This is a genomic window from Alicyclobacillus sp. ALC3, from assembly GCF_028751195.1.
Classification (GTDB): domain Bacteria; phylum Bacillota; class Bacilli; order Alicyclobacillales; family Alicyclobacillaceae; genus Alicyclobacillus_L.
Map to the genome: position 1 here is coordinate 4,344,642 of NZ_CP066784.1, position 20,125 is coordinate 4,364,766.

Genomic DNA, 20,125 nt, shown 5'->3' on the forward strand with positions numbered 1-20,125 from the left:
CTCCATGAAGACATACGCAACAAGGTTTCAGGCACTTTTTCGTTTGCCGGATTATCGGTGGTTATGGTTGACCTCCATGACCACCGGTCTCGGGTCATGGATCTTTACCTTCGTATCCACTTGGCAAATGTACGCGTTCACGCATGCCACTTCTTGGGGAGGAATCATGGTTCTTGCCACGACGATGCCCGGCATTCTGGTGAACCTCATTTTCGCCGGTGTCGTTGAACGCAGGAACAAAAAATCGCTCTTGACCATTCCCAGTGCAGGAATTGTCCTTTTGGCTATCCTCCTTTCCATGTTGTCCTTTCAAAATCGACTATCGCCGACTGTTCTCTTGGTGACTGGGGTTATTTTCGGTTTTGCATCCGGGTTATTGAATCTTACGCAGAACATAGCGGTTCCTAGTTTGGTATCAGGGGATTTGCTTTTGAGTGCGATGGCTCTCTTTACGCTTGCGCAAAGCGGAACTGAATTACTTGGACCGGCTATTTCCTCCCCGTTGCTCAATCGTTTTGGGTTTGGAATGGCGTATCTGCTTCTTGGGCTTGAATATGTCGGAGGCTCCTTGTTTCCCTTACTACTTCAACCCGAGTTGGCGTCGGAGCACGAGGAGATTCTGGACCACTTTGCTCACGTCCCGTGTGTGACCACTCGCTTAGGTCAACGACGTGTTATCGGTATGGTGGCATTAACCGGGCTTCACTGTGGACTCACCATGTCGTTTATGGCTGTATTACCTGCTTTTCTCGATCTTGCCTTGAAATCCGGGCCACGATATGGAACCTTTTTGAGTGCCATCGGATTCGGTGCTTTAACCTCCGCAATGGGACTGATGGAACGGCGAAGTCAAAGACATCGACAGAACCTGGTGTGGTTCACCGCATGGACAAGTGGACTCGCGTTAATTTTGTTGGGTTTGAGCCATAACCTGCGGATAGGGCTTGTGGCTATCACGTTCATCGGATTTACGCAAGCAGCTTTCATGACTTTGAGTTTGACTACGGTTCAGGAACGGGCTGGAGAACGTTTACGCGCCCGTGCTACCGGTTTGTATATGGTAGTAAGTGGCTTATCCTCGTCTCTGGGAAACTGGGGCATGGGATTGTTGGGCCACTGGATGGCACCCAATCGACTATTCATTTTGTTTGGGGTTGCTTTTGTGTCCCTGACTCTTTTGTCCTGGAAGAATATAGCGAAATCGAGAAAGAGGAAAGACGAGGCCTGTACAAATTGCGTTCTACACCATGCACTGTAATGAATCGTCGGAGTTCCCGGAATCGCCCGGGGTAGAAAGGCTTTTCGTTGTGATGTGACAGTTTCTATTTCTAATAACTCGCTCCATAAAAAATTGGAATCTGAACAGAGGAGATCGGGGAATGCGTTATCAGAGGGCTTTGAGAAACCGTTTATGTCGAATTGAGGGCCAGATCAGGGGCGTCCTTCAAATGATGGATCGTGAGCGCGAGTGCGTGGATGTCATCACGCAGTGCACTGCCATTCGCAAAGCGTTGGATCGGACCATCGCCGCTGTAGTCGCTGAGACTCTGGAACAACGAATTCGACGGCAAATGGAATTTGGAAACGAAACGCGTGACGAAGTGGCCGCAGCCATCGACCTGTTTGTCAAAAGCAAATGATTGCACAAGTGAGCCAGAGAACTCATGGCATCTTAAAAACCGAAAGAGAGTCGCGTACGGTCTCGACTCTCTGGACATATTCCCTCCGGCGTGGGATACGGCCTCACGGTTTGAACTTTTGTGTCGAAATACCGACAGGGTCACGCTTGAACATTGAAACTGCCCTTCATCCACCCGTTGGTACTCATGGGTCCTCCCCATCCCATTGAGCCAGTGCCACACGCGGCCATGCATTGCCAGAACGGAAAGACTATAAGACGGGAACCAACGATGCGAAAATCACTAGTACATGTGATTCGCGTTCGGCCTCGATGGCTGCATCTTTTATAGTTCGTTTGGAGATAGCCAACGAATCTCGTGATTCGTTTTTTAACGATACGGTGTATACCGTGTGGTGATACAGCTTCGTACTCAAGGAGGGTTTGCCCATGCTCGAACTATCCACGACATTAAATTCTTGTAAGATATTTATGGTGGGTTTCGCCAAATCTCCGAATGTTTTTGTCCGGAGGTACAGAGCTGAGGTATTTTACATCTCGGGAAGCGCCGAGGACGTCCTGCGAACGCTGAATATATATCAACCGAATATCGTGATGCTCAACATGGACGCTCCGGAGGTAGGAGGGGTGGGGATGCTCCTCAGACTCCGGACTGTCCATCCAGATACCCGGATTTTTATCGTCTCGGCATCGGATAAATACCTGGAGCCATCGGTTCGCCTTGGCGCATCGGGGTACCTTCATCAGAGTGAAGTCGCAAAAATGCTGGAACATGGACTCGAGCCGCTCGTGTCCCGCGAGTTCGTGTTTTCTGACCGTGTGATTGTGGACTGGATTGCAAAACAAGGCAGATGGAAGTCGAAGGTTCCTGTCACATCCATTCGCCTGACCCCTCGTGAGGTGGAGGTCTTAAGGTTGTTGGCACGAAATTCATCCGATCTGCAGATTGCACAGATTCTTGGTATTCGCCATTCCACGGTGAATTTTCACATTCGTAACATCCGAAGAAAATTAGGAGTCCGCTCCCGCGAAGAAGCTCGCGAGTTCGCCATTCACGAAGGTTATTTTGACCCATCGAAAACGAAAGGTTTGTAAGCTCAAAGATATGAGGACAAATCTCGTGTCGCACAAACTTTCTCCATAACTACAGTGTAAGCTGAAAACAGGCATTCGATTTACTTAAGGACAAGGTTGTCAGTAACGAAGGATGGTCAGAGACATCGTCCACTCGTGTTGCTTGTCGTGCGCTATAATACAACAAAAGGGAAATCTCGCGAGTGTCTAAAAGAGGTGTAAAAAGATGGCTCTGTTTGATCGATTTCGAGAAGTTTTCTCCGGCCAACGAATGTGCACCCCTGAACATTTAGCCGGGTATAAAAGACTGGGCGAACAGGTGTTTGAAGTCGAAGTGGAACTTGCAGAGACCTCGAACGTTCGCGCACGGGTCTTGCTACGCGCGGCCAAAAGCCTACAAGTGATGGGCGACGCCTTATTGCGGGATGCATTTCCAAGTGACCAGCATCCGTCGAAACCCGTCCCAATCGTGACACATGAGCAAGCGGAGGGTTGGTACGGACGGATCCCGGATCTTTTGATCGCGGCCCGGCAAGAGGCGTCTTTTGCGGGGAGTGCCAAAATCAAGGTGCCGATTCTGCTCGGGACTCGGGAAGAGACACGCGGAGCATGCCCCATCGAGCATTTGGCGGGGATGCGACGAGCCGCAGATGAGATGGAAACGCTCGTGAAAGACAAGATGGTGGTTGCCCGCACGAAGGCGGATCCGTATAAAGAGGTGATCCTTTTGTATGAAGAGGCTCGAACGCGCCGACAATCGGGCGACGCCATTCTGGGTTCGATTGTCGGTGGACAACGGGTGTCTCTTCAGAGTCATGAAGAAGCCGAAGAACAGTATGGATCGGCTTTGACCGCTTATTTCTTGATTGCTCAGGCACTGGAAGACCCCTCTTTACTGAGCCAATCCCATCACGGTGGAGGAAGCAAGCAAAGTAAGCTCGATTCCCGCGATTTGTTCAAGGTAACTTCGCGCATCGCACTTCGGGAGATTCGCCATTCCGGGGAGTATGCGCAGGCTCAAGTGGATTTGGCCGAATTATGGGTCAAACATACGGTCACCGACGTCGAACGGGAGTATGAGAGTACGGTCGACGAACTCGTAGCGACAGGTCAAATTGAAGAAGACGGGTACTGGTACTGTTGTCCCTTTCAGCCGGTATACAAGGTCGTTCATAGTCCCGTTGAGGTCATTGGTCGCTCCATTCCTACTGGGCATGTCTTCGTCTGGGATTATGGGGAAGACGGCGAGCCGGGACGGTTTATTACCGAATCTGCGTTTGGTCGGGCGGATTCCCGACATTATTGTGAAGATTAACCGGTGGCCCGGTTTTACACAATTTCTACACATATTTTGTTTACAGTGTTCGTGAAGGTTGAATCCCAACCTACCTCTTTCACCGGAAAGGAAGGAGTAACATGTCCCTGGTATCGCGTCTCAAGGACCTCGTCCGGGCGAACCTCAATGACCTCATCAGCAAGGCCGAGGACCCGGAAAAGAGTCTGAATTTGTACATTGACGATGCCACTGAGAACCTCCGGCAGTTTTCTGTCGAAGTGAACCGCTTTGAAGCCGAGCGAATTCTCATCATGGATCGAATACGAGCTTGTGAGGCGGCCATTGCAGATTGGCATAGCAAAGCGAAACTGGCTCTCCAGCAAAATCGCGAGGACCTAGCCCAGAAAGCGCTGGAGTCTGAGCAGAAGGAAACAAAGCGTTTGGAACAATTGCAATCTGAGCGGGTCGAGGCCGAACAGACCTCTGCACAGATGAAGGAACAATACCAGCTCTTGGAGCAGAAGCTGGCCGAGGCGAAGGAACGTCGGGACGATTTAGTTCGTCGAAATCGCCGTGCTGTGGCACAAAAGGAAGCGGCAGACGCCGTTACCGGACTTAACAAGGACGATCCGCTGTCGAAGTTCGATCGGATGGAAACTAAGGTGGAACGCCGAGAAGCCGAGGCTCAAGCATCCTACACCGCAATGACGTCCTCGCTGTCGTATGAAATGGATCAACTCAAAAAAGCGGAATTGAAGTCCGAAGTCGAGGATGCCATGGCGAAACTGAAACAGGAAATTCAATCTGAATCCGACGAATCAGCCTCTTGAGGCCGGAAAACGGAGGTAAGAAAAATGTGCGGTGGACATAGCCGAGGTCACTTTGGGCATCACTTGCCGATGGGCATTCCCGTTTCTGTGCCCGTCGAGGAACGGAGAAGTTCTCCGGTTGATGTACTCAATGAGCGTTTGGCACGAGGGGAAATTACGATTGAAGAGTATCAACGGATGCGATCGGTCCTAGACGACCAGTATCGCACCAAACACAGTCCGCATATTCGTAAGCCGACAACCGCATAAGATATTCGGGGGGCATAAGCCCCCCCTTTTTCGTGGTTATTCGGACATATCCTTGATATTGTACGGATCCGTAATTCCTGAGTATTGGAGAATGGTGTCCATGCCTGCTGCAGCATGGTGCAGGTCATGACAGTGGAACATCCACAATCCCGGATTCGTGGCCTTAAATGCAATATCGTATGATTCCCCAGGTAACACTTCGACAGTATCGAGATAGACCGGACTCCCCTTGAGAGGGACGCCGTCCCGACTTAAAACTTGAAAACTGGTTCCGTGTAAGTGCATCGGATGAATGTAGTTGGTGTCGTTTTCAATGTGCACCTTCACCGTATCGCCGTTTTGGACGACAAACGGGGACGTGTTCGGGAATGCCTTTCCATTGATGGTGTAGACCATCCCGCTTTGGTTCATCCCCACTCCAAGGTTCATTGTAAAGGTCTTATCATAGTGTTGCCCGAGTGTGAAGGTCGAATTCTTACTTGTAGTTGGACTGCCGTAATTTGTGAAATCAAACCAAGGTTCGTTCTGCAAGTTCATAGCCGTGTCCATGGGAGAGGAATGGCTCGACTGCCCGATGGTGGCTTGTAGTTCCATCCGTTCGGTGGCCGAAGGGTCTGCGCTCACGAGCTGGACTTGGCCACTCGCTGGCATCTTGAATTCAACATCATAACGCTGTGCGGCACCGATGGGAAGCAACTGATTTTGAATCCACGTTGGGTGAGACAGGTCGTGGCCATCCAAAGCTTCGACTTTGAACGAGGTGCCGACGAGAGTCATCAAGTGGGTCATATTGCCGGCGTTCACCAGCCGAAGGCGTACGAGGTCTCCGGGATTTGCCCGAAACAGACTGGTTCCATTCGCAGTCTGGTTGACCGTAAACGCGTCGTAGGCGCTCGTCATCTCACTTAGTGCTTCCCGATCCATCCTGGTTACCTGAAAGCCTGTGGTTCTTAGGGAAGGTTTAGACATGTTCATGTTCCCCATATTCATGCCACTCATGCCACTCATGCCACTCATCCCATTCTCTTGTCCCTGGGACAAGGTCGACCATTCATGCAGTAGGATTGTATAGTCACGGTTTGGCAGAGGGTTGGCGGGATGATTCGGTTTGACCACGATCCCCCCAAACAGCCCGGCTCCGATTTCCTGAACACTGTTCACATGAGAGTGATACCAGTAGGTTCCAGCGTCCTTGGCGATGAATCGATAGACAAAAGTTTCGCCTGGTGAGATGGGGCTTTGCGTCAATCCCGGAACTCCATCTTCTGCGCCGGGGACATCAATTCCATGCCAATGCACCGTAATGGGGACACTCAGTTCATTCTTCACGGTGACTTCTACAACATTTCCTTGCTGTACGGTGAGCGTCGGCCCAGGTGCGCTGCCATTGAAAGTCATGGCTTGGACGGTCTTTCCTTGCCCCAGATTGAGTGTCTTGGCCTCTGCGACAAGAGTGTATCGCACGACTGGAGTGTCCGGTGTAGGATGCGCCACCAACGCACTGACGGGCTTTAAGGCACCGTTGGTTCCGGAAGTCTTGGTCAAAGGCGTTGAAACACCAGTCGGGTTATGGGTCCACCAAAACAGGCCGAATCCGGCCGCAGCGACCAGAGTCACGCCCACGTATGCATAGGTTTTTGTGGTCAATTTCACGGTTTCACGCTCCCTCATCTGTATCACGTGTGGAGCGGGGTATGGTACAGTCAATGAAGATCGAACCAACCCCACAAATCGTGTGGGGGCATTGTACCAAGGAAATGTGGGGGAATTATGAAGAAATCCTATACCGTTTTGGTCGCCGATGATGAACCCAAGATTGTCGAAGTTTTGTCAGGGTATTTGGAGAAAGAAGGATATCAGGTGTCGACCGCCCATACAGGTCACGAAGTCTTAGATGCCATAGAGCAAGGTGGGCTGTCTCTCATCATTTTGGACCTCATGTTGCCAGACTTGTCTGGAGAGGAAGTCTGTCTGGCAATTCGGGCTAAGTCCTCGGTCCCGATCCTAATGCTCACGGCGAAACATGCCGAAGAAGATCGTCTTCGTGGCTTGGGTATTGGTGCAGACGATTATGTGACCAAACCGTTTAGTGTGAAGGAAGTAGTTGCGCGCGTCGGAGTGATTCTGCGCCGCACCCAGGAGAATGAACCACTAGCCGAGCGACTCGTGTACCGCCACGGGGATTTGGTGGTGGATGCGCAGAGGCAGATGGTATTTAAGAATGGACAAAAAGTTGAACTGACGGTTACGGAGTACAAACTCTTGATGGTCTTTACTCGCCATCCGAAGCGCGTCTTTAGTCGCGAGGAACTGATTCACAAGGCGTTTGGTCTAGATTTTCGAGGGGACAGTCGGGTCATTGATGGACATATTAAGAACCTTCGAGCCAAGATCGAAGACGATGCTCGTCGTCCCTTGTATATTCAAACTCTTTATGGGCTCGGGTATCGATTTGAAGGTGATGAGGAATGAAAATTCGCGGGAAATTGCTGTTAGCCTTTTCTCTCTTCAGTATTAGCTTGTTGGTGCTTTTAACCCTTATTTTGCAAATCGAGGTCTCCCGGCATTTTGGGTTGCTGGTCTGCCAACCGGTCAACAGCCTGTCGCCGGTGATGTCCCAGTCCATTCAATTCCATTTTGACCAGGCACTGAAGCAGAGTCTGATTTGGACATTAGCCAGTTTTGTTGCCATCACCATGTTAATTGCCGCGTTCTTATCCAAGTTATTCACGAAGAGAATCCTGCAGATGCAGGAATTGGCGACGCAAATTGCACATGGTCAGTGGCAATTGACGGTTCCCGCTCATGGACGGGATGAGTTATCCTTGCTGGCCAAGACGATGAATTACCTCGCACAACAACTCAACCACCAGGAAAAGTTGCGTACACATTTAACGCAAGACATCGCACACGAGTTGAGAACCCCGTTGACGACGTTAAAATCCCATATTGAAGCGTTTTTGGACGGCGTATGGGAACCCAGTCGCGAGCGATTACACAGCTGTTTGGAGGAAGTCGAGCGTTTTGAATCTTTGGTATCTGGGGTGGAAACCCTGTACAAAGCGGATATGTTGGAGGCGAAGCCCGCAACGAAAATTGAAGTCAATGACATGACGGCGAGTCTTGTTCATTTTTTCGAACCTCGTTGCGTGGCGGCGGAGTTGACACTCCAGGTGAAGACAGCAGGGCATCCGCTTTGGATCGATGCGAATCCCGATGATGTCTATCAAATATTATGGAACCTACTCGACAATGCCGTCAAATATACCCCGACAGGAGGCCTGATTGAGGTAACGACAGGAGAGAACTTACAGGGTTCATTTGTGCGGATTCGGGATACGGGAATCGGAATCCCGAAAGCGGAACTGGACAACATTTTTGAGCGATTTTATCGAGTTGATAAATCGAGGAACCGGAGAACGGGAGGATCGGGATTAGGATTGGCCATCGTGAAACGATTAGCGAGTTTGTCTGGAGCCGCGGTCGAGGTGGAAAGTCAAATCAATAAAGGGAGCACCTTTACCGTTTGCTGGCCCCGAAAGGATTCACCGGCGGTTCCATGAATCTCTTCGTATTGGGCACGTCCCAGTCCTTGGCAAGCAAACGGAGAATTTCGTACTCACTATCTTAACCGAGATTTTTTAATGCGCGCCAAATTTCTTCTCCGATATCCAAAGACAACATTCGAACTTGGACTTTTGTCGTTGCTCCGTTTGTGTTCGCTACGTCGATGGTTTCAAGTGGTGGGGTATCCGGAAAACCTCTCGTATTGGGAATGGCATCTCCCTCGGCGATGTCGATGAAGCACAGAGGCGGATAGATAACACACCACCAGTTCTCGCCCTTCCCAGCGCCCAGAACAATTCGTAAGGCTTCGTAATCACCCGCTGGATAGACCTGATTTCCATAGACTTTGGTGGGGAACGCCACTTTGGCGAACTCCGTTTGTACGGGATACTTGACGCCATGTTCGCGTGCAACATCTATGGCCACTTGCTGGAGAACCGGCGTTTCTTGGGTGAGAATTGCCTTGGCTTGCGCCGGAGTCTTGGCACCCGCAAGTAACTGTCCGACTTTTGAAACGATCGCATTGCGCACCCGCGCAGTCGTAACGTTTCCTTAGGGATCGGAGCCTCTTGGGGTGTTGCAAGATTGTGAAACAACGACTCATCCTTGAGTGGAGAGTGAAAGAACGCCTTCTTGATGCCCACAATGGACAATACCGCTATGAGCAGTAGGATTAGCCGATCGAACCTCACTTTAGATCGCTCCTTCTAGTAGGTCTACTAGAAGTCTTGCCCCTCTATCTGAAAGATAAACTTCGTCATCACCGCAAAAATCTACGTCACACAAGGTTTACAAATTCTACTTGTTGGCCATGCTAGAGTACATAGGTTGCGTGGACGAACGAGAGAATTCGACGGGATGATGGAAGCGGGGAAATGAATTGAGCGGCTTTGCCATAGGTTATCGAGAGCAAACATCTCCGATTGACTTGTTTAGGAAAGTACGCATGTACACGAGGATCCAAGCCCGTAAAAGTTTGTTGAGACAACAAGCCACGATTCTCCACACGAGCTTGTCCGCCATGCAGGCAAAAAGCACTGGGTTCCAGATTCATTATTATGGTGAAATCAACGAAGGTACGGACCGTTCACTCTCTTTCTTTCGGCCGGTATGGGTCGTGCAGAGATTGGCTTTTGAATTGAAAAGCACAGAGAACGCTATTGTCGAATCGAGGGATACAGGAGGCGGATTCGCGAGGATTGTTGGAAGGCGTGCGGATGGTCTACGAATTTCTGTTTTACTGCGTAGGAATCTACAAGATATGCGAAATTCACACATCCTCCTGATTCGAGTCCGATGCGATGCAGACAGACCCATAGATTTGGCTCAGGTCATGGCCGAGGTGGACAGTGTGGCAACAGGAATCGGGTCTGTGGGGCGCCTCAGTGTACATACAAAGGGAATACTTCCAATGATGTTAACGGATGCGGAAATAAAGGAACTCGTAGCCCAAGTATTAGGGTCTGTGAAGGCCAGACCGGTTGAGGGGGTTCTAACGGACGGTTTCGCAAGTATTTCTGCATATTGTCCGAAACTTGAGACCTACCTGTTGACCGGAGACTCGAAGATGAATTTACAGATCGCGGTACGTCCCGATACAAATCAGACTCTCACGCTGGTTCACGTGGGTACACCAATCATCATGGATGGTTACTAAATGGTTATGAAGTGGTAGGGGAAATTCGTGTTTGCCGGAACCCAGGGGAGGTTGGATCCAGGCTGGTGATCGATGAACCACGTACCCAGGATGTCAAAAAACGGCGACCATCGGTGCCGTTTTTTGACGATCTGAGGGGGGGTTTGCCGTTACAAATTTATTTTCCGGATTGATACAGCCCTTGAAGTTGTCCCATCATTTGGTTCATCTTGGCTACATTTTGTGCGCCAATTTGCTGCTTGAGTTGTTGGTCAGAGTTCATGAGAGATTCCATTTTGCCAAAATCGTGTTGCTGCATAGCCTGCTGCATGGCAGAAGAGTTGTGTAGCTCCTGCATCGCAGAAGAACTCATAAATTGTTGACGCTGCTGAGGAGTAAACGTTTGGGACATGAAGGACTGCATCTTAGCTAACCATGATCCGTTTGAATTGGAAGTCGTGGCTGCAAAGGCGGGGAGAGTCATCGCCCCGACCGCGATGACAGCCGTTCCTACGCCTGCGGCGATACCGAGTTTACCGAGCTTCGTTTTCATCATAAACAGCCTCCTCGTATGTGATCACTTTCTGGTCTTATGGCATGGTGTATTTCAGGACATCCCTCCGTTTCTTGGTGACGCCCTTACTTTAGATCCGAAGTATGGAGAAAGTTTGTGGATTGCTTGAGGAAAGTATGGGGGTGTTAGAAAAGTCACTTGATACCATGCTTAGAAATCCCCCGTTGCTCCCACTCGCAACGGAGGATTTCACACATTCATTTCTTCGTCCTTTAACACGGGCCAACCTAGCTTTTGATTGTATTGTTTTGCTGGATTTGAGGGCGTTTGCAATCAGCGATTCCACTTGCGACTGCGTCAATAAACCCACATGCACGTTCTGAACCGTTCCATTGGGTTCAAGGATGAACGTGGTGGGGTAGCCAATGATTTGATAGTCCTTTGAGACCATCCCCTTGAGATCGAGCAAGGTTAGATAGGTTACCCCATACTGTCGGACAAAGCCGTCACACTGTCATGGTCACTGGTCATATTCACGCCCACGAATTGAATTTTGCTTGCATATTTTTGGACATCACGACCAGGTCTGGCGTTTCCTGCTGGCAAGGGGGGCACCAAGAGACCCATGCGTTGATCAGGATGGGCTGCTTACCTAACAGGTCGTGGAGGGAAACGGTCGTCTGTTCATTCAATGTTTTGAGGTCGAAGTTCGGAGCTGGATGACCGACGAGTGGACTCTCTTGTACGGCGGGAAGCTGGGTGGCTTGTCCAATTCTCCGTTTGCCGAATTTGATGCAGTAGTTGGACCTCCTGTTGAATTGTGGGTTGCCACTGTCCCACATCCTGTTCATCACACAGGAAGGTCCTGCTCAAGCTGGTTGAGAAGTCCCACGTTGCAACGAAGATTGCAACGGCTACTTGGTTATCACACGCCAGTCAGAAGGTGTCCCGCACGGGTACTCCTTTTCTTTTTTTTATACTTTAGGCCATAAGCGGCGATTAGGTGCGCCGTACACGTACACTTGGTTTTTTATTTCCATGCAAAAAAGTGCACTTAGGCAGATATCAGCAATGGAAGGCGTGTGAAATCCATATTGTAAGCAACGAGGCAGTTACCTCTCATAATACCAACGGGAAGTGATACATCTGAAATCAATCCGAAGCATCCCAGCGCATTATGTTAAGGTTATTCGACCCTCTGCTCTGGTCGTCTTAGGTGTTGCTTTCTGGTATTTCTTCAAAAGACCGACAACAATCAGTCCAACATACGCATCAAGACATGAAGTAAGAATGGCGACTGACGCAGAAATTCGTGCCTTCCAAAGTCGACGACTGAGAAAATGAACCTTGAAAACCATGACTTTTAAGGGCGTCCACCGGACGTCCTCTTTTCTGTTGTGCACTTCGCTGAACCACGGGGGTCACGTGAAGGACATCGTGTATAACACTTTAGCGGGTCTTGGTGCATTTTGCATCGTCGGTACAATCTACTACTCCGTCTTCGGCGCAAGTCCGTGGTACTGATTCACACCCGACAACCGGCGAGAGCTGGAAGGGGGATCGGAGATACAACTAAAACCCTCAAAGTTTTAAAACCCTATTCCATCGGATCCAGAAAAACAGGTGTACGAAATGTACAAACTCGACCTACTCGTCACACTTGTCGCTCATTTCAGTTACCACATCACTCTACGTTGCTCATCACGGTGCCCGCTTCGTCGTAGAATATTTTACTGACTGGTTTGAGTTGATATACTGACCGACCGGATTGAATGGGAACATTGGGTAGGTTGGTTTTTTTGGTTCTTGTGATTTTATGTAGGTAAGTTTGAGAAAGTCGCGTGATACTGTACTTGGAAATCCCCCGTTGCTCCGACTCGCAACGGAGGATTTCACACATTCATTTCGTCGTCCGATAAAACAGACCAGTTTAGGCTCTTGATTAGGTTGTTTTGTTGGATTTCAGGGCGCCTGCAATCAGGGATTCCATTTGCGTCCGCGTCAATAGACCCACATGCACGTTCTGAACCATTCCATTGGGTTCTAGGATGAACGTGGTGGGGTAGCCGATGATTTGGTAGTCTTTAAAGAAACTTCCTTTGAGATCGAGCAAAGTTGGATAGGTAATCCCATACTTATGGACAAACGCTTTGGCGGTCGTCACACTGTCGTGGTCACTGGTCATGTTCACGCCCACGAATTGAATTTTTCCAGCATACTTTTTGGACATCGCGACCAGGTCTGGCGTTTCCTGCTGGCAAGGAGGGCACCAAGAGGCCCAGGCGTTGATCAGGATGGGCTGCTTACCTAACAGGTCGTGGAGGGCTACGGTTGTCTTTTCATTCAATGTTTTGAGGTCAAAGTTCGGAGCCGGATGACCCACGAGTGGACTCTCTGGCGCGGTAGGAAGTTGCGAGGACTGTCTAATTGAGGCTCCGTTTGCTGAATTTGACGAGGTTGTTGGTCCTCCTGTGGAGTTGTCGGGGACTACTGTCCCACATCCTGTCACCAGAAGGGATAAGCTAAGTATCCATGACACCATGGTTTTCATACATTGTCACTCCTTATCACGGTCCAATGGATGGGATGTCTGAGCTGTAGGGTGATGAGTGGGTTGCCGAAAATCCTTCAGAGCCTCCTGCCCGATGGCAGTGAGCACGATAAGCACGGCCGTCCATTGTCCTAGGTCCAGCGGCCCGATTCGGTTGACGTGGGGCACCATCAACGATGTCAGGAGCCAGAACCCAGCCAGTGCACCCCACAAACGGTGACTGAAATGAACGGTCAGCTTCGTGTGTAGCGTAACGAGAATCAAGAAAGACAGCGCGAACCGGAACACATCTTCCGCCCAAAATGGCGGCAGGTCCAGGAAGGACTGGTACAGGTAAAACATGACACTGACCACCAAACTCATGCGAGCGATCCACGTCGACCTCTGGAAGCGATCCAAGTGGTTTGCTTTACGCAAGGAGAACAGAAGATACGCAATTACCGCGAGGACGCCCAAAGCGATCCCGCTGGTTGCAGAAGTGCCAAACAAGGTGTAAAAGTTAGGTTGCGCAAGAATGCTTGGATGTAAAATCAGTCCAGAGAAGCGCGTGACCAACGCGAAAACAATCAAGCTACCCCACAATTTGTCCGAAAGGAAACGCCGTAAGGATGGCTCTTTCACAAATTGCAGATAAAAACGCGTTACGCCGGCCCCGATGAAAGCGGCGATGAATACCGACGGCAGTCTCTGGAGAAGGGTTTGGACAATCAACACGACGTTCATTACTGTTCAATCCTTTGCAGGTCGGAATCCAGATACTGAGGTGGAATCGCTCCCGTATAGCGGTCCACGATAACCCCGGAACGGTTGACAAAGATGGAAGTAGGTATGGCCACCACCTTATACTCAGAGGCTACTTCACCCGTTTTATCCAAAGCGGTTGTATACGTGATCCCGTATTTACTCAGAAAGTTCTGGACAGCAGGTAATGAATCTTGCACCGTTAAATTGACCCCTACAAATTCGACTTGTTGTCCGTACTTTTGATAGGCTTTCTCCAAATCTGGAGCTTCGGCCTGACAAGGGGGGCACCACGAAGCCCAGAAGTTGATGAGCATTGGTTTATGAACGTCCGACGCCACGGTAACGGAGCCATTTCCCGGGTAGGTGGTCAAGGTGAAAGACGGAACGCGATAACCCACTTCTGGGGAGACCGCTACACTCGCTTGAGAGGGCTTTTTCAGAGTGACGAAGAAAACCGCGCCAAACAGGAGCAAAATCCCCAATCCGAGAAACGACCATTTTTGAATTTTCTTCACGACAAATCCTCCTCACGAATACCTTAAAATCCGGTGAACCCACCGTATAATTGGATTAACCAGATGGTGATTTTCGACATCATGTTGGTGGCAAGCAGGAATCCCATAAAAATCATGAGGTATCCACCGATTTTGGATAAGATGGCTCCATAGCGCGCCAGTTTTCGCACGGAACCCATGGTGAACGCAAGAATAAAAAACGGAATGGCGAAGCCGACAATGTAGGCAAGAATCAAGGCTACGCCGAAGGTCGACTGTGTGGCTGTCAGAACCAGGACGGAAGCCAGGATGGGACCAATACAAGGGGTCCACCCGGCCGCAAAACTGATGCCAATGAGCACAGAGGTGATGTAACCTGCTTTTTTACCCCGGTACTCCCATTTGCGTTCCATCATCAGCCATTTGAGTTTGACAAGTCCTGTCAGGGTCAAACCCATGACGATCACGATGATGCCACCCACGACGCGAATGACATCGCGATAGTCGATAAAGACTTGCCCCAGCAACGTGGCGGACATCCCCAAGGAAAAGAAAATGATGGCAAATCCGAGTACGAAGAAAAAGGTATGTGCCAGTGCCTTCATGCGATGACCCAGGGTCTGACTCTCGCCGCCCGCAAACGTGACCCCGGAGATATAGGAGATGTAGGACGGATAGAGCGGGAGCACGCACGGTGAAATAAAGGATAGAAAGCCTGCTGCAAACGCGAGCCACAAAGTGGGATGGGATCCCATGTCATCACTCCAATCTGTATCGGTTACTTCTTCATTCCACTTAACTGTGCGAGTCGAACCATTTGTGGTTCCGTGAGTGGGCCAATCAAATGGTATGCGATCGTACCATTCGGGCGGATCAGGAATGTCTCTGGTTGTCCGGTGACCCCGTACGGCTGTGACCAAACATCTTGGGTATTGAGTAGTACGGTGATGCTTTTTGGGACATGGTACTGCTTCACGTAGTTCGAGACCAAAAGCGGTCCGTCTCCGCGATCGATGAGAACCACGTGGACCTTGGCGCCATATTGCTTGGCGAATGAAATGAGGTCAGGTGTTTCTTGAATGCAAGGAGGACACCAGGGTGTAAAGAAATTGAGAAAAACGGTTTCTCCCCGCAAGGAATTCAGAGCAAACGGTTGACCGGAGACGGTGGTCGTTTGGATATTTGGTGCGACATCGCCCACCTTGGCCACTTTGGAGTGGATGATATAGCGTACCGTAATCCAGCCCATCAAGAGCAAGAGCACCGCACCGATGACTGAAGCTAAGAGGATCTGCCTTTTCTGCGTTTTCATCACATCACATCCAAGTCACGATCGTGTCACGGTTGTGGAAGGGCCGTACACTCCCATCATACTCAAGATTGTGTGGAAATTATGGAGACGGGCGAAATGGAGCAGGGACATTTTGGGGGGGTTAAATGACAAAGGACCGGACGAGAAGTCCCGATCCCTTGCGTACGTATTCGGTGGGTACACTTCAAGGGGCATTACACGGCGTCATTCACTGCGTCCACTAAGGCTTTCTCCACCTCGGCTGCAATCGGTTGGAGAGACGGACGATTTACCAGTTCCATCAGGACGGTTGGCTTTGGCAGACCAATTTTCGTGACACCACCGTCCTCATAGATCGCGATCTTACAAGGAAGGAAGTACCCGACCTCGTCGGCTTCGTTTAGTACTTCCTTGGCTTTCACAGGATTACAGACTTCCAAAATCCGATAGGGTTTGGTGTAATCGACGCCCTTCGATTGAAGGGTCGCAGGGATATCCAAGGACCAGAGAATCCCAAATTTTTGATTCTTGAGACTCTGCTCTAAATCATGCAGCACTTGGTCCATCGACTTGTTCGTTTGTACGGTATAATGAAACATGTCCTCACTCCTTCATTTTTCATGGAAATCTCAACATGAGATGACACTTATTGACCGTTCGTTTCGCTCACCAGTTTTGACGGTTGCGTATCTTGTTTATGGGCGGGGAAAACAGCTTGCTGAATTCCTTTGATGGTAGCATGAGGGAGCATCTGGTGCAAAAAGTACAATGTACCCCAGGCAATCATCCCCCACAACACGGTCTCTACGTAAGTTTGCGTACTCATCTTCTTGTTTACTCCTTTCCTGTAGAGTCCGACAGGTCTCCCTTTTCTCTCAATGTAAAGGCGTGGTACGCGAGAAGTGGTCGCCGCTCCGGGTTATGCATTCTATACTCCTGGTTGGTATTGGATGGTTGGATGTTCACACCGAACCATAGAACTAATTCATCATCGACCCTCCCATGCAACTGCCCCAGTTATTTTGAGCGTTGCTACCTTCCCCCCCCAAAAAAACCCTGACCCATCATGCCTGCAAAACGGTTGTTGCTCCATGGTGCAGTCGAGGGGGCCGTCGACCTGGCACTGGAAGTAGTGGTTGCTTGCGCATAGCTATAGGGAAATGCCTGAGACACGCTTTGCGCAAACGCTTGAGATACGGCTAATCCTCCTCGTATCACCCAGGCCAATCAGTAGGGTGGGAATGAGAATGGTACGCCATTTCATGCAAATCCCTCTGTCTTTTTAGTACGTTCCTACCTTAGATCCGGAATGTGGAGAAAGTTTGTGGATTGTTTGAGGAAAATGAGGGTTTGGAATTTCAAAATCAGCTTTTTGAGTGGGGAATCAGGCACGCAATGCCGGTTTCAGGGCGTATGCGGGATTCACAGTAAAAGGGTACGATGTGTAAAGTCCGCAGGTAAACAAAGGCAAATGACCAAGAGAAGCAGCTCTTGGTCATTTCAGCCGGGTTATGGCATCCGTGAGAGCGTATGCGAGATTTAGTAGCCGCCATTTCTGCAATGGCTTATTGGTGCGATTTCACGAGATGCGGAGAGGAAACGCTCGATGACCTGGATTCAGGACTTTGCCTTCGAAGTTCTGAAGACAGCTGGTCATATTCCGCTTGTAAGTCGGCGAGCTGCTCCTTCAAATCATCCAGTTCTTCTTCTCTGGAACCGAATTTCCTCTTTGATGACCCATGCATGGAGTGAGTACTTGAATGACCGTGCATCCCTCTCATCATAAAAATCATCATCAAGGGGCAGATCAAGGCGACAGCAATCGTACTAAACGTTTGAATCATTTCCTTAGACACCCTCTTTTCCTTTTGACTAGAGTAGTTCTTCATCGTACCTGGTGTTGAAAATCAAAGCTATTTTGTTCGAGCCTACCGGTTAGATGTGAAGAAATGATGCAGAAAGTGTGAAGAAGGACTCGAACGCAAAAAATAGCCGGATGAGCTAGTCTGCTATATTGCCAGATAGCGCATTTGTACTAGTCAGTGATTTGTGAAAATATAGTTGTTTCAGTCCATAGTTCATATACCCTACCCGGGGTATAGTATGAGTTGGAAAGGGGGATCGCGGCGGATGCATCCGATGCCATTCGTAACTATATTTCGAATTGCCAGTTGCAAAGAACCATGTCGAAATAGGTTGTGGTATCTAAACCATGGACGGGGTGGACACTCGGGCAGATGAACCCTGAATGAGCCTCTCCACAGTGGTTGAGCGAGGTGACGAATCGTGTTAAAGGAAGAAGACTATTTTGCACATCATGTAACCGAACCGTTCAGATTCGGGGAACGTCGGCGAGAACGGGGTTTTTGGCGAGCTTTCTTGGAGAGTTTTGCATATCTGCCACCTTTCAACCGAATGTTTGGTAAAGTATCCCCTTCCTATGCAGAATCGTACTGGTACTGTATGGGAGGACTCACCTTCTTTTCATTTCTTCTATTACTAGTGACAGGTTTAATTTTGACATTTTTCGGACCAACGTGGTGGTCCGGAACGCATGCCGGAATCGTGATGAAGTCCATGCATTACTGGTCTGCACAGGCCTTCTTCTTTTTTCTGTTCCTTCACATTATCCGCGTTTGGCTGACAGGCGCGTATCGTGGAAAACGTTGGGTGAACTATGCGATTGGATTTGTCACCTTCTTTCTATCTCTCGGTGAAAATTTGTTTGGATTACTAGCACGGGGGGATTGGGAATCGCAGTTTGTCTCGATGCATTCCGATGACATGCTGTTTACTGCCCCTTTTCTACGGCTCATTTCCCCAGAAAATTTTACATCCGCCCTCATCATTCATGTCGCGCTGATCCCGTTTGTTCTCGTGGTGCTGATTGGCGTACATGTAACCTTAGTGAAATTACAAGGCATTGCACGGCCATTGTAGGGAGGTGGAGAATATGGTGAAAGGACAAAGCAATACTTCCGAGACGAGATTTAGCATTGTCACACATTGCTTTTGGCGGTACCCCATTGTGGGCCTCTTAGTAGTTGCTGTGGTCATGGTTCTTGGCTTTGCGGTTGGGTCTCCGGATTGGCCACAGGCCACCATCAAAAAAGTGTCCGCGATGCAGCCGGGAGGAGCCATATGGGCGGTCGCGCAGGAACTGGATGGAACCTCTGCTTCTTATACCAATACGCATGAATATGGGATGAGCGACCCGGCCAAACGTCTCGTAATTGACCCATTGAAAAGTGCCTCGTGGGCTTTGTCTCCAAACGAACAAATCGCCCTGCATCAATTTCTTGCCGCCAATATAAGTCAACAGACGAAATGGGCGATGAACTACGACAAAGCGATTCAAAAGACCGTGGGGACGAACGGGATGGGTGGGGGAGGCATGGGTACAACGCCCGTACCGTCCATGACGAAAATTGAATCGTTGACGGGAAATTTTGGTCCCGTCCCGGTGATGGCCCAGTCCATATTGAAACTCGCCCAAAATGGATATTTAGAGACTTATTTTCAGGGAATCAGTCCAAGTAACGTTTACCAGTACACTAATATTTGGTTGTACGACCAGCCTTATCTGCTCAATACGGCCATACAAAATGGGTTGACGGACGACCAGTGGGGCATGATTAAGGAGCGTGGTTTCTTTGTTGGACCTTGGTACCTCATTGTTCCTGCGATTGCCCACGTAGAGTTACCGGGCGGGTCGACCGGTCTTGGATTTATTTTCTGGAACGGATTGATTGCTTTGTTCTTCGTGGTCTTGTTTCCGCTCGTTCCGGGATTTCGTTCCATACCGAAGTACCTCCGACTTTACAAATTGGTCTATGCAGTGAATCCCGTTGAAGTTGAAAACTATAAGGCCAATGTTCCTTCATCCGGGGTGACCCAAGATGCTGCCAAGATTTAAAAATCACCCGGTCATCGCGTCCCTGTCGTTTCTCGCTCTTTCCTTGGTAGGTATTTGGGCAATGGGATCTTTTTTTAACAACATGGTCTCAACATGGACGTGGCTGTACACCGTCGTCTTTGTGATTGTGGTCGTACTTCTCAGTGTCATCATGCGGTGGGCTGAAAGAGACATTCGGGAGGGGCGCGAGGAGATGAGACAAAAGTGAATTGGATAAGGAGACACAAGGATGGATGGTCGCTGCTTGTGGCCATGGTTTTGTTCGTGGGCGTCCTTTGGTGGATCATGGCCGCTGCCGCAGCTGTGAAGGGATAGCACTTGATTGATTTTTCGCTTTAGATATT

24 protein-coding genes are annotated in these 20,125 nt (G+C 49.6%); 12 read left to right on the forward strand and 12 right to left on the reverse strand.

The genetic code is table 11. The features are described from left to right. Positions 1–4 precede the first annotated feature (4 nt). The 6 genes from JC200_RS20200 (at position 5) to JC200_RS20225 (ending at position 5,068) form a co-directional block, all read left to right on the forward strand. Entirely contained in the window at positions 5–1,258 is a 1,254-nt protein-coding gene (locus tag JC200_RS20200; protein ID WP_274433504.1) for an MFS transporter, read from the forward strand. 121 nt (positions 1,259–1,379) lie between these two features. Further along, positions 1,380–1,640 (forward strand): metal-sensing transcriptional repressor, encoded by a 261-nt coding sequence (locus JC200_RS20205; protein WP_274433505.1) that lies wholly within the window; start codon positions 1,380–1,382, stop codon positions 1,638–1,640. A 632-nt stretch (positions 1,641–2,272) separates the two neighbouring features. Next, positions 2,273–2,734, forward strand: coding sequence for a response regulator transcription factor (locus JC200_RS20210; protein WP_274433506.1), 462 nt, complete (start codon positions 2,273–2,275; stop codon positions 2,732–2,734). 205 nt (positions 2,735–2,939) lie between these two features. Beyond that, positions 2,940–4,028 (forward strand): hypothetical protein, encoded by a 1,089-nt coding sequence (locus JC200_RS20215; protein WP_274433507.1) that lies wholly within the window; start codon positions 2,940–2,942, stop codon positions 4,026–4,028. Between the two features lie 101 nt (positions 4,029–4,129). Next, entirely contained in the window at positions 4,130–4,819 is a 690-nt protein-coding gene (locus JC200_RS20220; protein WP_274433508.1) for a PspA/IM30 family protein, read from the forward strand. Positions 4,820–4,843: 24 nt separating this feature from the next. Then, positions 4,844–5,068 (forward strand): SHOCT domain-containing protein, encoded by a 225-nt coding sequence (locus JC200_RS20225; RefSeq protein WP_274433509.1) that lies wholly within the window; start codon positions 4,844–4,846, stop codon positions 5,066–5,068. A 36-nt stretch (positions 5,069–5,104) separates the two neighbouring features. Here JC200_RS20225 and JC200_RS20230 read toward each other — a convergent pair whose 3' ends face one another. Then, positions 5,105–6,721 carry a multicopper oxidase family protein gene (locus JC200_RS20230; protein ID WP_274433510.1) on the reverse strand — a complete coding sequence of 539 codons (1,617 nt, stop codon included), beginning with the start codon at positions 6,719–6,721 and terminating at the stop codon, positions 5,105–5,107. A 117-nt stretch (positions 6,722–6,838) separates the two neighbouring features. On the opposite strand from JC200_RS20230, the gene JC200_RS20235 reads away from it, so the two are divergent. Together JC200_RS20235 and JC200_RS20240 are read left to right on the forward strand one after the other, a co-directional pair. Continuing rightward, positions 6,839–7,540, forward strand: a complete 702-nt coding sequence (locus JC200_RS20235; RefSeq protein WP_274433511.1) for a response regulator transcription factor — start codon at positions 6,839–6,841, stop codon at positions 7,538–7,540. Next, a complete protein-coding gene (locus JC200_RS20240; protein WP_274433512.1) occupies positions 7,537–8,631 on the forward strand; it encodes a sensor histidine kinase in 1,095 nt (364 codons plus the stop codon). Before JC200_RS20235 ends, JC200_RS20240 begins: the two co-directional genes overlap by 4 nt. Before the next feature lie 64 nt (positions 8,632–8,695). Here JC200_RS20240 and JC200_RS20245 read toward each other — a convergent pair whose 3' ends face one another. Next, complete coding sequence (locus tag JC200_RS20245) at positions 8,696–9,166, reverse strand: stage II sporulation protein R (protein WP_274433513.1); 471 nt, start codon at positions 9,164–9,166, stop codon at positions 8,696–8,698. A gap of 490 nt (positions 9,167–9,656) precedes the next feature. Between JC200_RS20245 and JC200_RS20250 the strand changes: the two genes are divergently transcribed. Beyond that, a complete protein-coding gene (locus JC200_RS20250) occupies positions 9,657–10,292 on the forward strand; it encodes a YwmB family TATA-box binding protein (protein WP_274433514.1) in 636 nt (211 codons plus the stop codon). A 157-nt stretch (positions 10,293–10,449) separates the two neighbouring features. Here JC200_RS20250 and JC200_RS20255 read toward each other — a convergent pair whose 3' ends face one another. The 10 genes from JC200_RS20255 to JC200_RS24565 all read right to left on the reverse strand — a co-directional run bounded on the left by JC200_RS20255 (position 10,450) and on the right by JC200_RS24565 (position 17,754). Next, the gene (locus JC200_RS20255; protein ID WP_274433515.1) at positions 10,450–10,827 is read right to left on the reverse strand and encodes a hypothetical protein; all 378 of its coding nucleotides are present in this window, start codon (positions 10,825–10,827) and stop codon (positions 10,450–10,452) included. 491 nt (positions 10,828–11,318) lie between these two features. Further along, a complete protein-coding gene (locus JC200_RS24560) occupies positions 11,319–11,636 on the reverse strand; it encodes a TlpA family protein disulfide reductase (protein ID WP_443111928.1) in 318 nt (105 codons plus the stop codon). A gap of 1,091 nt (positions 11,637–12,727) precedes the next feature. Then, positions 12,728–13,336, reverse strand: coding sequence for a TlpA family protein disulfide reductase (locus JC200_RS20260; RefSeq protein ID WP_274433516.1), 609 nt, complete (start codon positions 13,334–13,336; stop codon positions 12,728–12,730). Between the two features lie 6 nt (positions 13,337–13,342). After that, positions 13,343–14,059, reverse strand: coding sequence for a hypothetical protein (locus tag JC200_RS20265; protein ID WP_274433517.1), 717 nt, complete (start codon positions 14,057–14,059; stop codon positions 13,343–13,345). Then, a complete protein-coding gene (locus JC200_RS20270; protein WP_274433518.1) occupies positions 14,059–14,595 on the reverse strand; it encodes a TlpA family protein disulfide reductase in 537 nt (178 codons plus the stop codon). The genes JC200_RS20265 and JC200_RS20270 overlap by 1 nt, the downstream gene beginning before the upstream one ends. A gap of 23 nt (positions 14,596–14,618) precedes the next feature. Beyond that, complete coding sequence (locus tag JC200_RS20275) at positions 14,619–15,329, reverse strand: cytochrome c biogenesis CcdA family protein (protein WP_274433519.1); 711 nt, start codon at positions 15,327–15,329, stop codon at positions 14,619–14,621. Positions 15,330–15,352: 23 nt separating this feature from the next. Then, positions 15,353–15,886 (reverse strand): TlpA family protein disulfide reductase, encoded by a 534-nt coding sequence (locus tag JC200_RS20280; RefSeq protein WP_274433520.1) that lies wholly within the window; start codon positions 15,884–15,886, stop codon positions 15,353–15,355. Between the two features lie 194 nt (positions 15,887–16,080). Continuing rightward, positions 16,081–16,464, reverse strand: a complete 384-nt coding sequence (locus JC200_RS20285; protein WP_274433521.1) for a DUF302 domain-containing protein — start codon at positions 16,462–16,464, stop codon at positions 16,081–16,083. A gap of 47 nt (positions 16,465–16,511) precedes the next feature. Further along, entirely contained in the window at positions 16,512–16,691 is a 180-nt protein-coding gene (locus JC200_RS20290; RefSeq protein WP_274433522.1) for a hypothetical protein, read from the reverse strand. Positions 16,692–17,430: 739 nt separating this feature from the next. Next, on the reverse strand, positions 17,431–17,754 hold the full coding sequence (locus JC200_RS24565; RefSeq protein ID WP_443111846.1) for a DUF2933 domain-containing protein: 324 nt from the start codon (positions 17,752–17,754) through the stop codon (positions 17,431–17,433). Between the two features lie 397 nt (positions 17,755–18,151). On the opposite strand from JC200_RS24565, the gene JC200_RS20300 reads away from it, so the two are divergent. From JC200_RS20300 to JC200_RS20310, 3 genes are read left to right on the forward strand one after another with little or no spacing between them, the layout of a single operon-like run. Further along, on the forward strand, positions 18,152–18,805 hold the full coding sequence (locus JC200_RS20300) for a cytochrome b N-terminal domain-containing protein (RefSeq protein WP_274433525.1): 654 nt from the start codon (positions 18,152–18,154) through the stop codon (positions 18,803–18,805). Between the two features lie 13 nt (positions 18,806–18,818). Continuing rightward, positions 18,819–19,781, forward strand: a complete 963-nt coding sequence (locus JC200_RS20305) for a hypothetical protein (RefSeq protein ID WP_274433526.1) — start codon at positions 18,819–18,821, stop codon at positions 19,779–19,781. Further along, complete coding sequence (locus JC200_RS20310) at positions 19,765–19,989, forward strand: hypothetical protein (RefSeq protein WP_274433527.1); 225 nt, start codon at positions 19,765–19,767, stop codon at positions 19,987–19,989. Before JC200_RS20305 ends, JC200_RS20310 begins: the two co-directional genes overlap by 17 nt. Positions 19,990–20,125: the final 136 nt, after the last annotated feature.